Source organism: Streptomyces sp. NPDC058375 (genome assembly GCF_042723425.1).
GTDB lineage: Bacteria > Actinomycetota > Actinomycetes > Streptomycetales > Streptomycetaceae > Streptomyces > Streptomyces durocortorensis.
In genome coordinates this window covers 1-15,591 of the sequence record NZ_JBHXJG010000079.1, presented here as the reverse complement: position 1 = coordinate 15,591, position 15,591 = coordinate 1, and the positions used below count along the sequence as shown (strand labels likewise).

General features: G+C 72.2%; 8 protein-coding genes. 3 read left to right on the top strand and 5 right to left on the bottom strand.

Features of this window, described 5'->3' with window-relative positions; genetic code table 11:
* The 3 genes from ACFWM7_RS15625 to ACFWM7_RS15615 form a co-directional block, all read right to left on the bottom strand.
* Complete coding sequence (locus ACFWM7_RS15625) at positions 1–1,293, bottom strand: MFS transporter (protein ID WP_383260528.1); 1,293 nt, start codon at positions 1,291–1,293, stop codon at positions 1–3.
* Entirely contained in the window at positions 1,290–8,627 is a 7,338-nt protein-coding gene (locus ACFWM7_RS15620; protein ID WP_383260526.1) for an amino acid adenylation domain-containing protein, read from the bottom strand. The genes ACFWM7_RS15625 and ACFWM7_RS15620 overlap by 4 nt, the downstream gene beginning before the upstream one ends.
* Before the next feature lie 70 nt (positions 8,628–8,697).
* Positions 8,698–12,237, bottom strand: a complete 3,540-nt coding sequence (locus tag ACFWM7_RS15615; protein WP_383260524.1) for an amino acid adenylation domain-containing protein — start codon at positions 12,235–12,237, stop codon at positions 8,698–8,700.
* A gap of 269 nt (positions 12,238–12,506) precedes the next feature.
* Here ACFWM7_RS15615 and ACFWM7_RS15610 point away from each other — a divergent pair, with 269 nt between their 5' ends.
* The gene (locus ACFWM7_RS15610) at positions 12,507–13,013 is read left to right on the top strand and encodes an FBP domain-containing protein (RefSeq protein ID WP_383260522.1); all 507 of its coding nucleotides are present in this window, start codon (positions 12,507–12,509) and stop codon (positions 13,011–13,013) included.
* Between the two features lie 76 nt (positions 13,014–13,089).
* On the opposite strand, the gene ACFWM7_RS15605 is transcribed toward ACFWM7_RS15610, so the two are convergent.
* Positions 13,090–13,308: an MbtH family protein gene (locus ACFWM7_RS15605; protein WP_383260521.1), complete on the bottom strand. Its 219-nt coding sequence runs from the start codon at positions 13,306–13,308 to the stop codon at positions 13,090–13,092.
* A 51-nt stretch (positions 13,309–13,359) separates the two neighbouring features.
* Positions 13,360–13,599: a hypothetical protein gene (locus ACFWM7_RS15600; RefSeq protein ID WP_383260518.1), complete on the bottom strand. Its 240-nt coding sequence runs from the start codon at positions 13,597–13,599 to the stop codon at positions 13,360–13,362.
* Between the two features lie 176 nt (positions 13,600–13,775).
* Between ACFWM7_RS15600 and ACFWM7_RS15595 the strand changes: the two genes are divergently transcribed.
* Both ACFWM7_RS15595 and ACFWM7_RS15590 read left to right on the top strand, forming a co-directional pair.
* Complete coding sequence (locus tag ACFWM7_RS15595; RefSeq protein WP_383260515.1) at positions 13,776–14,822, top strand: helix-turn-helix domain-containing protein; 1,047 nt, start codon at positions 13,776–13,778, stop codon at positions 14,820–14,822.
* A gap of 114 nt (positions 14,823–14,936) precedes the next feature.
* A complete protein-coding gene (locus ACFWM7_RS15590; protein WP_383260513.1) occupies positions 14,937–15,521 on the top strand; it encodes a TerD family protein in 585 nt (194 codons plus the stop codon).
* Positions 15,522–15,591 lie beyond the last annotated feature (70 nt).

Sequence of the window (15,591 nt, the reverse complement as noted above, 5' to 3'; positions counted from 1 at the left end):
TCAGACCGTTTCGGGATGGTGCTCGGGGATGACCCGCACCGAGCGGACGTCGGACAGGACCAGGACCACCGCGGAGAGCAGGACGCCGACCGCGCCGAGCAGCAGCGTCTGCTGGGTGCCGATCCAGCCGCCGAGGAGTCCGCCGGCGAGGGCGCCGACCGGTGTGATGCCCATGACGATCATGCGGATCGAGGCGTTCATCCGGCCCAGCAGCCGGTCGGGCGTGAGCGCCGTGCGCAGGCTGCGCTGGTTGACGTTGTAGACGATCACCATGGCGGCGTCGATGAAGTACATGACGACGATCAGCAGCGCGGCGACGACCTTGGGCAGCAGGGTGGCCACCGGGATCAGCAGGGCGGTGACCCCCGCGAGACCGAGCGAGAACACCATGGCCCGGCCGACGCCCAGCCATGCGCTCGCCCGCTCCGCGATGAGCGCGCCGACCAGGGCGCCCGCACCCGAGGAGGCGAAGACCAGGCCGATGTAGAACGGTTCGAGCCCCAGCGTCCGGGTGATGAAGATCAGGAACACGGGCTCGATGACCAGGGTGAACAGGTTGAACAGCAGGGTGGCGGTGACCAGGGTGCGGATCACCTTGTTCCGCAGGATCGGCTCCGCGCCCTCGACGATGTCCCGCCAGATGCTCTGCGGCGCGGGCACGTCCGCGGTGTCGGACGGGGCCGGCTTCTCCTCCCGGTGGGCGATGAGCCCGGTGAAGACCGCCGAGACGAGGTACGTCACCGCGTTGATGATCACCGCGAACGGGGCGGAGATGACCTGGAGCAGCGCGCCGCCGGCGGCGTTGCCGCCGATGTCCGAGGCGGAGCTGCTCAGTTCGAGCTTGCTGTTGCCGTCGACCAGGTGCCTGCGGTCGATGAGCAGCGGCAGATAGGAGGAGCTGCCGATGTCGGACACCACGGTGCAGGCGCCGATGAGCAGCGACACGATCAGCAGCAGCGGGAAGGTGAGGAAGTCACCCGCCCAGGCCGCCGGGATGATGAGCAGCAGCACCGCGCGCAGCACGTCGGTCAGGATGAGGATGGGCCGCTTGGGACTGCGGTCCAGCCAGACGCCGACGAACAGGCTGATGAAGAGGTACGGCAGGGTCTCCGACGCGACCAGGACGCCCATCTCGAACGGGGTCGCCGAGAGGGAGACGGCCGCGATCAGCGGGACCGCCACGGCGGTGACCTTGGAGCCGAACAGCGAGGCGGTCAGGCCGAGCCACAGGTTCCGGAAGTCCGCGTGCCGCCACAGACTCGTCTTCTTCTCCGTCACCTTCGTCTCCGTCACCGGTTCAGCCCTTCGCCCATGATCTTTTCCATGTCTTTCGCTGTCTCCCGGATGTGCGCGCCGCGCACGATCCCGTAGTGGTCGGTGTCGAGGTCACGCACGACGAGGGGTCCTCGGGCCGCTTGCGCCCAGGCCCGCGCGGAGCCGAGCCGCGCCCCGTCCGTGCTCTGGTAGAAGTGCACGGCTCCCCGGTGGGCGGGGGGCCGGTAGGCCGCGGCGGCGAGCGTGTTCGCCCGGAACACCGCGTAGTGGCGGGCGAGTTCGCCGGGGGTGAGCCCGGCGCCCGCGCCCTGCCGGGACAGCTCGTCCCGGACGGTGCGCAGCCCGTCCTCCTCCTTCCCGGCCGCCTGCGCGGCGGCCAGGGAAGCGGCGAGCGGCTCCGGCAGGGAGAGCCCGGCGGACCGCAGGAGGTCCTCGGCGAAGTCGGCGAGGAGGGTGTCGGGGGCGCCGGCGGTCCCCGGGAACCCGGTGTCCAGCAGGGCCAGCAGCTCGACGGCCTCGCCCTGTTGGGCAAGCGTGTGGGCCATCTCGTACGCCACCAGACCGCCGAACGACCAGCCGCCGAGCCGGTACGGTCCGGCCGGCTGGACCTCGCGGACGGCCCGCAGGCCGAGGTCGGCCAGCTCCCGCACGGTCGCCGGCGGAGGTGTTCCCGGCGTCAGCCCGGGGGCGGGCAGGCCGTGGACGGACCGGCCGGTGCCGAGTACGGCGGCGGCCTCCCGGTAGCACAGGACGCCCCCGCCGACCGGATGGACGAGGAACAGCGGTGGCTGCCCGCCGCCGCCCGCGAGGGGCACGGCCGCACCGGGGCGGCTGTCCGCACCGCGCCCTTCGCGCAGCAGGGCGGCCTGCCGGGCGACCGTCGGGTCGGCCAGGACGGCCGAGACGCCGAGCCCGGTGCCGTACGCCGCGTTGATCCGGGAGATCAGGCGCAGGGCCAGCAGGGAGTGGCCGCCCGCCTCGAAGAAGTCGTCGTGGATCCCGAGCCCGTCCCGCCCGAGCAGCTCGGTCCAGATCTCCAGCAGCCGCTTCTCGCGGGCGTCGCGCGGCGGCGCTGCGGGGCGCTCCTGCGGCAGCGGACCGGCCGGGTCGGGCAGCCGCTTGCGGTCCAGCTTGCCGCTGCTGGTCAGCGGCATCGCGGCCAGCGGGGACCAGGCGGTGGGCACCATGTAGGCGGGCAGGGCGGTCGCCAGGTGGGCGGCGAGCGCGGCCGGTTCGGGGGCGGGGCCGGGAGTCGGCACGTAGTAGGCGGCCAGCCGCTCCTCGCGCAGCAGCACCGCGCACTCGGCCACCGACGCGTGGGCCGAGAGCACGGCCTCGATCTCGCCGAGTTCGATGCGGAAGCCGCGGAGCTTGATCTGCGCGTCGGTCCGGCCGCGGTACTCCAGCGCGCCGCCGGGCAGCCGCCGGACCAGGTCGCCGGTGCGGTAGAGCCGCCGGGTCGCCCCTTGGCCGTCGGTGTGCCGGACGAAGCTCGCCCCGGTCAGATCGGGCCGCCGGTGGTAGCCCTCGGCGAGCTGGACGCCGCCGAGATACAGCTCGCCGGTCACGCCCTGCGGGACGGGCAGCCCGTGCCGGTCCAGGACGTGCAGTTCGGTGTTGGCGACCGGCCGGCCGATCGGCACGATCCCACTGCCGTCGTCGACACACGTCCAGTGGGTGACGTCGACGGCCGCCTCGGTCGGCCCGTACAGATTGTGCAGCTCGGCCGGGAACCGGGCCAGGAACCGTTCCTGCAAGTCGTACGGGAGCGCCTCGCCGCTGCACACGACCCGGGTCAGACCGGTGCACCCGGCGGTGGCCGGATCCTCCACGAACGCCTGGAGCATGGAGGGCACGAAGTGCGCCGTGGTGACGGACTCCGCCTCGATCAGCGCGGCGAGGTACGCCGGATCGCGGTGCCCGCCGGGCTTCGCGACGACGAGGACGCCGCCCGCGAGCAGGGGCCAGAACAGCTCCCAGACCGAGACGTCGAACGTGGTGGGCGTCTTGTGCAGCACCGGTTCGCCCGGGCGCAGCCCGTACGCGCGCTGCATCCACAGCAGCCGGTTGGCGATCGCCCGGTGGGAGACCACGACCCCCTTGGGCTTCCCGGTCGAGCCCGAGGTGAAGATCATGTACGCGGGGTCGGCGGGCCCGGAGGCTGTCTCCGCGCTCCCGGCAGGGGCGGCGTCCCCGGGCTCCCCGGGCAGGACGACCTCGATGCCCGGCCCGGCGACCTTCGCGTCCCAGGGGGCCGCCGAGATCACCAGGGAGATGCCCGCGTCGTCCAGGATCCCGCGCAGCCGCTGCTCGGGGTGGTCCGGGTCGAGCGGCACATAGGCGGCGCCGGACTTCAGCACCGCGAGCAGCAGGACGGGAAGCTCCAGGGAGCGTTCCACCAGGACCGCCACGAAAGCGCCGGGGCCCGCGCCCCGCGCCCGCAGCCGGGTGGCCAACAGGTCGGCGCGCACGTCCAGTTCGCGGTAGGTGAGGGTCCGCCCTTCGTACCGCACGGCCGGCGCGTCGGGCGTGTGCCGGGCCTGCTCCTCGACCAGGGTGTGCAGCACGTGGGGGCGGTCGAAGACCTCGGCGGTGGCGTTCGCCTCCGCCAGGGCGCGGTGCTCCGCCGGGGAGAGCAGATCGGCGCTCTCGTAACGGGCCTCCGCGTCGGTGGCCAGCGCGGCGAGCGCGGCGGCGTAGTACCCGTGGGCCCGCTCGACGCTCTCCGCGTCGAAACGGGCGGCGTCGTGGCGCAGCCCGAGCCCGAGCGCGCCGTCGGTGCCGTCGCGGAAGAACTCCGCGCCGAAGGGGAAGTTGGTGTGGGCGATCCCGCGCTCGTCGAGCACCCGAACCGGCGAACCGGCGGCTGCCTCGGGCCCTTCCGCCACCGATGCCTCGACGTGGAAGTGGGTGTAGTTGAAGAACGCCTCGAAGAGCTCGGACGTACCGGCCTCCCGCACGATCTCGGAGAGCGGGAACCTGCGGTGCCGCTGGATCGCCAGATCCACCTCCGCGGTGGCCCGCACCAGATCGGCCCAGGTGCCGCCGGTCAGCCGGGCGCGGACGGGCAGCGTGTTGAGGAAGACGCCGAGGGCCACATCGCCGTCGCGCTCCTCGCTGCGCCCGCCCAGGACCGCGCCGGTGACGACGTCCTCGGTCCCGGTGAGCAGGGACAGCACGCGCAGGTGCGCGGCGAGCAGCACGGTCCGCAGCGGAACCCCGAGGTCGCGGGCGAGCGCGGTGAGCCCCCGGTGCACCGCATCGGGCACCGGCCGCTCGTCGATCTCCATGGTCGGACGGGCCGACTCCCGGGCGGCGGAAGGGGTGCCGGGCAGCCGGGTCAGCGTCGAGCCGGCGAGCTGGTCCGCCCAGAAGCGGCGGCTCTCCTCGTCGGCGATGGCCTCGCGTTCCAGGCGTACGTACGAGGCGAAGCGGGCGGCCGGCGGCGGCGCGGTCCGGGGTACGGCCCCGGAGAGCCCCCGGCCGTAGCCGAGGAGCAGTTCGGCGAAGAGGGAGCGTTCGCTCCAGCCGTCGAGGATCGCGTGGTGCTCGCTGATGAACAGCTGGAGGGTGTCGTCCGTCAGGCGCTGCACATGGAAGCGGATCAGGGGCGCCGTCAGCGGGTCGAACAGCGCGGCGCGCTCCCGCTCGAACCTGCGGTCCGCCGCCGCGTCCCGCTCCGGCCCGGACAGCCCGCGCAGGTCCTCGAACGTCAGCGGCAGCGGCACCCGCCCCCACACCAGCTGCATCGGCTCGTCGAAGCGGCCCAGGTCGAAGGAGGTCCGCAGGATCTCGTGCCGCCGCAGCAGCCCGGCGACCGACTCGCGCCAGGACCGCTCGCAGAAGCCGGCTGCCAGGCGGTACGTGGAGACGTTGTGGTACTCCGTGCCCGTCCCGGACAGATCGCTGTGGAAGAGCATTCCGCCCTGGAGCCGGGTCATCGGATAGGCATCGGTGACACCGTCCGGCACCCGGGCCCGGTCGGCGTCCGTGAGCAGCGAGAAGGGCAGGCAGCCGCTCTCGTCGCCGGGCCGTTCGGCGGTGCGGGCGACCGCGGCGAGCGTGCGCACGGTCTGATGGGTCATCAGGTCGGTGAAGCCGATCTCCAGGCCCGCCTCGCGCGCCAGCGACAGCAGCCGGATGGAGCGGATGGAGTCGCCCCCGAGAGCGAAGTAGTTGTCGTCGACGCCCACCCGCTCCACGCCCAGGGCACGGGCCCACACCGAGGCCAGCGTCTCTTCGGCCGGGGTGGCCGGAGCGGTGAACGCGCCCTGGCGGGACGCCGCGCGGGGCGCCGGTTCGGGCAGCTTCGCCCGGTCCACCTTGCCGTTGGCGGTGAGCGGGAACTCCGGCAGCACGGTGAAGGTGGACGGGATCATGTAGCCGGGGAGCCGGCGGGCCGCGTGGCCGCGCAGGGCCTCGGGGTCCAGGTCCGCGCCACGCGCGGTGACGTACGCGGCGAGCGAGGCGTGCCCGTCCGCGTCGGTGTGCAGCACCACGACGGCCTCGTGGGCGGCCTCGTGCTCGGTGAGCGCCGACTCCACCTCGCCCAGCTCCACCCGGAAGCCGCGCAGCTGGATCTGCGAGTCCATCCGGCCGCCGTACTCCAGGTCGCCGTCGGGCAGCCGGCGGGCCAGGTCGCCGGTGCGGTACAGCCGCTCGCCCGCGCCGGGGTCCGGGGCGAAGGGGTGGGGGACGAAGCGTTCGGCGGTCAGTTCGGGCCGGTTGAGATAGCCGTCGGCCAGGCCGCGCCCGCCGACGTACAGCTCACCCGTCACTCCCGGCGGTACGGGCCGCCCGTGCCGGTCCAGGACGTACAGCTGGAGGTCGTCGATGGGCTCGCCGATGACGCTGCCGGCGCCGGCCCGCAGGTCCTCCAGCGTGATCGGACGGTAGGTGACGTGCACCGTCGTCTCGGTGATGCCGTACATGTTGACCAGCCGGGGTGTGATGTCGCCGTGCCGGGCGAACCAGTCGCGCAGGGCGTGCGGGTCGAGCGCCTCGCCGCCGAAGATCACCTGGCGTAGGGCGAGTTGCCCCGCTGCCGCTCCCTCGGCCGCCTCGGTCTCCTCGGCGCGGATGAGCTGGTAGAAGGCGGAGGGCGTCTGGTTGAGCACCGTGACCCGCTGCTCGCGCAGCAGGCGCAGGAAGGCCGCGGGCTCGCGGCTCGTCTCGTACGGCACGATGACGAGCCGGCCGCCGTGGGCGAGTGCTCCCCACAGCTCCCAGACCGAGAAGTCGAAGGCGTAACTGTGGAACAGCGTCCACACGTCCTGCTCGCCGAACCCGAACCAGCGGTCGGTGGAGGTGAACAGCCGGCTGATGTTGCGGTGGGGGACCAGCACGCCCTTGGGGCGGCCGGTCGATCCCGAGGTGTAGATGACGTACGCGAGGTCGTCGGGGCCCGCACCGCCGGGCGGAGGGCCGGCGGGGCCGCCCGCAGCCGTGTCCGCGGCCGGGTTCTCGATCGCGTCCGCAGTCGCGTCCGCAGTCGCGTCCTCGGTCGCGTCGTCGGCGTCCAGGACGTTCCCGTCGAACCCCTCCCACCACCGCGGAACCCCGCCCCCGGTGAGGATCGTGCCGAGCCCGGAGTCCTCGACCATGTGGCGCAGCCGCTCCACGGGATAGGCCGGGTCCAGGGGTACGTAGGCGCCGCCGGCCTTCAGGACGGCGAGGAGCCCGGTCACCAGGGCGGCGGACCGCTCCATGCTCAGGCCGACCAGGGTGCCCGGTCCGACGCCGTGTGCGCGCAGCCGGCGGGCGAGGCGGTCCGCGCGGGTATCCAGCTCCGCGTAGCCGATGGTGGTGTCGCCGTCGACGAGGGCCACCGCGTCGGGCGTCCGGGCGGCCCACCGGGCGAAGCGCTCGTGGACCGGCTCCGGGGGAGTCTCCGCGCGGCCGGGGGCCCGGGGCGGCGGGGCCAGCTCCGCGTGCTGCGCGTCGGACAGCATCCGCAGCGAGGACACCGGGGCGTCCGGGTGCGCGACGGCGTCCTCGATCAGCCGCCCGTAGTGCTCGGCCAGCGCCCCGACGATCCGGGCGTCGAACAGGTCCGTGCGGTACTCGAAGACGCCCGAGGCGCCGCCGTCCGGGGTCTCCGCCACGTCGAGGGTCAGGTCGAACTTGGCGGTGCCGGAGTCCACGGGCACCGGCCGGGCGGTGATCCCCGGCAGTCGCAGCTCCTCGTCGCCGGTCTCGTTCATGCCGAACATCACCTGGAAGAGCGGCGAGGCGTCGGCGGTGCGGTCCGGGTTCTTCAGCCGGACCAGTTCCTCGAAGGGGAGGTCCTGCTGCCCCTGCGCGGCCAGCACCCGGTCGCGGACCTGGCCGAGGAGTTCGCGGAACGTCGGGTCCGCCGACAGATCGGCGCGGAACACCGTCGTGTTGATGAACAGCCCGACCGTGTCGGCGAACTCGTCGCGGTGACGCCCGGCGATGGGGGTGCCGACGACGATGTCGTCGAGCCCGGTGTAGCGGTTCAGCAGGATGTCGAAGGCGGCGAGCAGGCCCATGAAGAACGTGGCGTTCTCACCGGCGCACAGTTCGCGCAGCTCCCGGGCCGCCGCGGGCAGCGGAAAGGCGAGGTCGGCGCCGGCGCCGCGTGGGGCCGGCGCGTCCGTTTCCTGCCCGGCCGGTGCCGGTGCTTCCTGTCCGGCCGGCGCCTGTGCGCTCCGCGGGCGGGTCGCGGGCAGGCGCAGCACGGGCAGTTCGCCCGCCAGCTCAGCCTCCCAGTGTTCCCGCTGCCGCTTCGCCTGCGGGCTGTCCAGCCACTCGTCCTGCCAGGAGGAGTAGTCCGCGTACTGGAACTCCGGCTCCCCGGGATCCGCCGCCGGCCCGCCGTTCACCAGGGCGGTGTACGTCGCGGTGAACTCGCGGAGCAGGATCTCCGTCGACCAGCCGTCCGCGACGATGTGGTGCATGCCGAGCAGCAGCACCGAGTCCCGGTCGCCGACGCGCAGCAGCCCGGCCCGGAAGAGCGGCCCCTCGGCCAGGTCGAACGGGCGGGCCGCCTCGTCCCGTATCCAGGCCTCGGCCGCGGCCTGAGGGTCCTCGGTGTCCCGTACGTCGCACTCCTGCCACGCGAAGTCGGCCTCGGGGCTGATCAGTTGGAACAGCTCGCCCTCGCGGGCCGCGAACGTGGTGCGCAGGGCTTCGTGCCGCTGTACGAGAGCCTCGGCGGCCCCGCGCAGCGCCCGGCTGTCCACCGCACCGTCCAGCCGGTGGAAGAGCGGCAGGTGGTACGTCGGCGCGTCTCCGGCCAGCTGCTGCAGGAAGTACATGCGGTGCTGTGCCCGCGAAGCGCGGAACTCATAGAATTCCGGTTCGGCTGCTCCAGGCAGTCCGGTCGTCACGACGTCCCCATCCCTCGATGTCCCTCGATGTCCTTCGATGTGCCTAGGTGCCGGGCGGCTTCAGCACTGCTCAGCGCAGGAGTTCGAGCAGGGAACGCATCTCGTCCATGCTCATGCCGCTGATCTTTTCCCTGAGGTCGCGGTCCACCTCGTCGGCGAAGTCCCGCAGCACCGGCCGGTCGAACACGGTGCGCAGCGGCAGCTCCAGGCCGAAGCGGTCGCGGAGCCGGCCGGTCACCCGGGTGGCCAGCAGCGAATGGCCGCCCAGGTCGAAGAAGTTGTCGTCCGCGCCGACGCCCGCGATCTCCAGCACCTCGCACCAGATCTCGCCGACGGCCCGCTGGACGGGCCCGTCGAGAGCGGCACGCTCGTCCTTCTCCGCACCCATGTCCTGGGCTGGGTCCGGCAGTTGGTGGCGGTCGGTCTTGCCGTTGGCGTTGAGCGGCAGCCGGTCCATGACGACCAGGAACGGCGGCCGCATGTGGTCGGGGAGCCATTCGGCCAGATGTGCCCGCAGCGACTCCACGGTCGGCGCGCCGTCCTGCCCGCCCCCCGCGACGTAACCGCTCAGCCGGTACTGCCCCGAGGGCGTGCGCCGGGCGACCACCACGGCGTCCCGCACCTGGGGGTGGTCGCGGAGTACGGACTCGATCTCGCCGAGCTCGACCCGCATGCCCCGGACCTTGATCTGGTGGTCGTTGCGCCCGACGAACTTGATCGAGCCGTCGGGGCGCAGGTAGCCCTGGTCGCCGGTGCGGTACAGCCGCTCCCCGGTGCCGAAGGGGCTGGCCACGAAGGCCTGGGCGGTCTTCACCGGGTCGTTGAGATACCCGCGGGCCAGGCCGGCTCCGCCGATGTAGAGGTCGCCGGTGACCCCGACGGGCAGCGGGGCGTACGCCGCGTCGAGGACGTGGACGGTGTTGTTGTCGAACGGCGCCCCGACGCTCACCGCCCCGGTGTCCTCGGCGTCGGCGGCCCCGCACGTACCGATGGTGGAGTCGATGGACACCTCGGTGGCGCCCCAGGTGTTGTGCAGGGCCCCGGGCATCGTCTCGCGGAAGCGCCGTACGGACGCCGGGGTGAGGGCCTCGCCGCTGGAGACCGTGTTGCGCAGGGAGCCCAACGCGGTCCGCTCGTCCGGGGTGATCTGGTCCATCAGCAGGTTCAGCATGCTGGGCACGGTCTGGAGGAGGACCGTCCGGTAGGCCGTCGCAGCGGCGAGGACCGCCTGCGGGTCACGGTGGAGGCCCGGCCCGATCAGCGCGATCCGCCCGCCGTACATCAGCGGCCAGAAGAGTTCGAGCGCCGAGTCGTCGAAGGTGAGCGTGGTCTTGTGCAGGACCGTCTCGCCCGGCCGCAGGGCGTGCTGCTTCTGCATCCAGACCATCCGGTTGACCCAGCCCTCGTGGGTGCTGGCGACCCCCTTGGGGGCCCCGGTCGAGCCGGAGGTGTAGTAGACCGACACCAGGTTCCCGGGGTGCACGGCGACCGCCGGCCGGTGCGCCGGGCAGGCCGCGAGGGTCTCGTGGTCGTCGTCGACGCGGACCACGTGGGCCGCCTCGGGGGCCCGCTCCGCCTGGTGGCCGAGGGTGAGGCAGACCTCCGCCCGCGCGTCCGCCATGATCTGGGTCAGCCGCTGGCGGGGGGCCTCCGGGTCCAGGGGCAGATAACCGGCCCCCGCCTTGAGGACGGCGAGGAGCGAGACGACCAGCTCCGGCGACCGGTCCATGCAGACGCCGACCACGTCGTCGGCCCCGACGCCGAGCCGCCCCAGATGGTGCGCCAGACGGTTGGCCTGCGCGTCCAGCTCCGCGTACGTGAGCTCGGCGTCCCCGTGGACGACGGCGACGGCGTCCGGGTCCGCGTCGACACGGTCCTCGATGAGCGCGTGCAGGGCCCGGTCCGCGGGGAAGTCCGCGGCGGTGTCGTTCCAGGCGTCCAGCTGGTCCAGCTCGGCCCGGGTGCAGAGCCGGTTGCGGGAGAGGCCCGCCCGGGGGGCGTCGAGGACCTGGTCGAGCAGGCCGAGGAAGTGGGTGGCCAGCCGCTCGGCGGTGGCCCGGTCGTAGAGGTCGGTGCTGAACTCCAGGTCGCAGGCGAGAGACCCGTCCCGCTGCCGGGCCATGAAGAGCGTCAGGTCGAAGCGCGAGGTCGCGCCGGTCGCCCGGACCGGCTCGGTGTCCAGGCCGTCGAGACGGAGGGCGAGGTCCTCCCCCTCCTGGTAGGCGAAGACCGTCTGCACGAGCGGCGCGTGGCTGGTGACGCCCTGGAGGCCGAGCCGCTGCACGATCTGCTCGAACGGCACGTCCTGGTGGTCCAGCGCGTCCAGGCAGGTGGCGCTCACCCCGCGCAGGAAGTCCTCGAAGGTGTCGTGGTCCCGGTAACGGGAGCGGACGGGGACGGTGTTGACGAAGAAGCCGACGAGTCGGTCGACGTCGGGGTGGTGCCGGCCCGCGACCGGGGTGCCGACGACGAGGTCGCGCTGCCCGGAGTATTTGTGCAGCGTCGTCAGGAACGTGGCGAGCAGCCACGCGTAGACGGTGACGTCGTGCCGTCGGCTCGCCTCCGCCACCCGGTCGCCGAGTTCGGCCGGCAGGGTGAAGGGGACGTGGCCGCCGTCGTAGGACTGGGCCGCCGGGCGCGGGCGGTCGGTGGGGAAGGCAGACAGCTCCGGGGCGCCGGACAGCTCGCTCTCCCAGTGGGCCAGCTGCCGCTCCCCGACCCCGTCGTCCAGCCAGGCGCGCTGCCGGGCCGCGAAGTCCGCGTAACCGAAGGGCAGTTCCGGCAGGCGCGGGGTGCGCCCGGCCCGGGCCGCCGCGTACCCCTCGGCCAGCTCGTCGAGGATCAGGGTGGTGGACCAGCCGTCGGTGACGACGTGGTGGAAGGTGAGCTGCAGAACGGCGTCGTGCTCGGCGATCCGGTAGAGCGCGGCCCGGAACAGCGGTGCGGCGGCCAGGTCGAAGGGGGTGGCGATATCCGCCTGGACGAGGCGCTCGGCGGTCGCCGCGGGGTCCGCCGTGCCCTCGCGCAGGTCCTCGACGCGCAGCTCGGCGCGGAGCGAGGGCTCGATCCGCTGTACGGGCCGGTCCCCGTCCAGCCGCAGGGCGGTGCGCAGGACCTCGTGGCGGTCCACCAGACCCTGGAGCGCGGTCCGCAGCGCCGCCGTGTCGAGCGCGCCGCGGATCCGGTGGACGAGCGGTTCGTTGTAGGCGGCGGAGTCCGGGTCCAACTGGTGCAGCAGCCAGAGCCGCTCCTGCGCGTGGGACAGGGGGAGGCCCTCGCGGGCGTCCGGGGCGGTGCCCGGGCCGGCCAGGACGGCGGCCGGTTCGGTGTCCGGGACGGCGGCCGGGGCGGACAGGTTCGCCGGGTCGACGAGGTCGGCGAGCAGCACCGCCAGCTTCGCGGGGCTCCGCTGCTCGAAGATCCAGGCGAGCGGCACCTCGCCCGTCGCCTTCGAGCGGATCTGCATCGCGGCCCGGGCGGCGAGGATGGAATCACCGCCGCATGCGAAGAAGTCGTCATCGGGAGCGAACTCGGAGAGGCTGAGGGCATTCCCGAAGACGCCCGAGAGCCATACCTCTACTTTTTCCTGAGATTCACTGCGCGAAGACACGTCTACCCCGACCCCAAAGAGAAAGTTCATCGATCCTGCGGACTTGTCGCCCTGCCTGTGCACAGGCCTGTACGGGCATGTCTTGATCCTGCACTTCACGACGGAGGAAAGGGGCGGCGACGGTGGCTCACATACCTGCATGACAGCAACCTGAGCGCCCGGCATATCGGAATCCAACGGATCAAAACGGACAGGCATTGCCCGGTGTCCGGGGCTCCCCGGGGTGAATCGCGTGTTCCGTCGGGAGCCCTCCGATATATTTGCCCACCATGGATCCACTGAGTGAAAAAGCCATCCGGAATTCCTTTGTGAACTGCACCAAGGGGGAGGCGTCCCGGCTGCGCCTCCCGCTCGGTTTCGGCAAACTGGCCTGGGAGGACCTGGACTTCCTCGGCTGGGTCGACCCCGGCGCGCTGCTGCGGTCGCATGTCGTCATGCCGGGCCCGGACGGGCCGCGCGGAATCACCCTGCGCGTTTCCAGCGCCGCCCGGAAGAGCGCGGTGAAGTCCAGCATGTGCCAGATATGCCTCACCGGTCATTCGTCGTCCGGCGTGAATCTCTTCGTCGCACCGCTGGCCGGCCCGTCCGGGCGGCAGGGCAATACCGTGGGCATCTATGTGTGTGCGGACCTCGCCTGTTCCCTGTACATGCGGGGGAAGCGGCAGCCCAAGCTGCGGTTCAGCCAGTACGAGGAATCCCTCACCCTTGAAGAGCGCATCGCGCGGGCGATGGACAACCTCACCAAATTCGCGGACAAGGTGGCCGGGATCTCCTGAGGAACCGGAACACGAGAAATGCCCGCCATCCCCGAGGGGTGGCGGGCATTTCTGCGGGACAGCGCCGAAACCAGGGTCAGCGGGCGGCGCTCTCCATGGCGTCCACGAGACTCTGCGGCCGCATGTCCGTCCAGGACTCCTCGATGTGCGCCAGGCACGCCTCCCGCCCGGCGGGGCCGAACGCCTGCGTCCACCCGGCGGGCACCTCGACGTGGCCGGGCCACAGCGAGTGCTGGTTCTCGGCGTTGACCAGGACGTAGTACGTACCCTCGGCATCCTCGAAGGGGTTGCTCACAGCCTGTTCCTTTCGTGTGGCAGTCGGATCTGTGGGGTCGGACCCGCGACGTCAGGCCGCGCGGCCCCAGCCGGTGTCAGTGACGCCCCGGCCGGTCTCCGCGGCCATCGCCCTGGCGCCCGGCGTCCCCCAGCCGGTGTCCTTGGCGATCGTCCGCGCGGCCGGAGCCCCCCAACCGGTGTCGTCGTTCGTGCCCCGGTTCTCGACGGCGACGGACAGCCCCGCGACGGCGACGACGCCGACGACGGCCAGCGCGCGGACGACTCTGACGGCCTGAAAGAAGTGCCTCATGAAGCGGTGTCCTTACCTGCTCGTACGAGAGAGGCGCCGCAGGCGCCCCTCTGCACCCCCCGTGGGCACACCGTCACACTGCCAGTACCTCGTCCGCACATGACCGGTTCCGGTGGGCCATAAAGTTGCATGTCAGGTTGATGATCGATGGACAGAACGGGATGAAAGGCCGTGATATGGAATTGCCGGAACGTATCGGTGCGGTAGAGCCTTCCGGCGACACTCCCCAGGCCGTCTACCGGTTCGCCCTGCGCCAGACCGCCGTCACCGCGGCCGACGTGGCGGCCGCCCTCGCGCTCGACGCCGGGGCCGCCGAGGACCACTGCGCGCAGCTCGCGGACCTCGGACTGCTGGCCGAGGACACCCGTGCCTGCCCCACCGTCTTCCGGGCCGTCGACCCGGAGACGGCCGGGGAGCGGGTGCTCGGCCCGCTGGAACGGGTCATCCGCACCCGGCGCCAGCAGTTGGAGGAGGTGCGGACCCGGCTCCTGGAGTTCAGCCACGTCTACGAGGAGCAGCCGGTGCGGACCGACTCCCGGGGCACCGTGGAGTTCCTGGCCTCCCTGAGCAGTACGCGCGCGGCGATCGTCGAGCTCGCGGCGAAGTGCGAGTCCGAGGTGCTGACCGCGCAGCCCGGCGGCGGCCGGCGGGCCGAGGTCCTGGAGGAGGCCATCTCCCGGGACGAGGCCATGCTGAGGAGCGGCGTCCACATGCGCACCCTCTACCAGCACACCGCCCGGTTCAGCCCGGGCACCCGCGAGTACGTCGACCGGGTCTCGCGCATGGGCGCGGAGGTCCGCACGCTCGACGACCAGTTCATCCGCGTGCTGCTCTTCGACCGCAGGGCGGCGGTCATCGGAGTGGAGAGCGACCCCGGCTCCGCCATCATCGTGCGCGAGCCCAACCTCATCCACTTCATCGCCAAGACCTTCGACCTGTGGTGGCTCAACGCGGCGCCCTTCCCCCTGGAGTGGAGCAACCAGGACGTCGCGGACATCGCCGACCAGCTGAAGCAGCGCATCGCCCTGCTCCTCAGCGAAGGGCTGACCGACCAGACGATCGCCAAGCGCATGGGCATGTCCGTACGCACCTGCCGGCGCCACATCGCCGAGATCATGGAGCGCCTGGGCGCGAAGAGCCGCTTCCAGGCCGGCTTCCTGCTGAGCGCCCGCACCGACGCGTTCAACGCCCCCGAGGAGCCGGAGGCTCCGGAGGACCGCTGAGCCGGGCCCCGATCTCGTACGATCCGGAACTGTCCCACTTCCTCCGGGGACCGCGTACCGGAGGCACCAGGCACACTTCATACGTAAACAGTCGAGCCACAAAAGGACTCAGGCATGATCACGTTGACGAAGGAAGACGGCCCGGCGGACCTGGGCGGGGTGACCCACCTGTCCATCGGGGCGTCCTGGGATCCGACCGTCGGGAGCAGCGGCGGTCTGATGGGGAAGATCCGGCAGAAGGCCGGTACGGACCTCGACCTGATCGCCATCGCCCTGCAGGGCGGGGATCCGGTACGGCTGGCCGGTCTGGACTCCCTGGACCCGCTGGGCAACGGCTCGCTGGTGCACAGCGGGGACAACCAGACCGGGCACGGTGACGGCGACGACGAGACGGTGACCGTCGAGTTCGCCAAGATTCCTTCGAACATCACGTCGATCGTCTTCATCGCCGCCGCCTACAAGAAGCGCAGCTCGTTCACCAACGCGCGCAACATCAGCTTCAAGGTGTACGACGCGACGGGCGGCAGCACGCAGCAGGTCGCCGACATCTGGCCGAGCATGCTCACCCAGGACAACGGCGTCGCCGTCGCCAAGGCGATCCGCGAGGGCGCGGGCTGGAAGCTCCAGGTGATCAACGAGACCGGGAAGATCAAGCAGGGCGACGAGCACGCCCTGATGCGGTTCGCCGTCAGCCGGTAGTCGCGGGGGCAGTCGCCGAAGCACAGGACGGAACGACGAACGCGGCCGCGGTACCCGCCTGAGCGGGTAC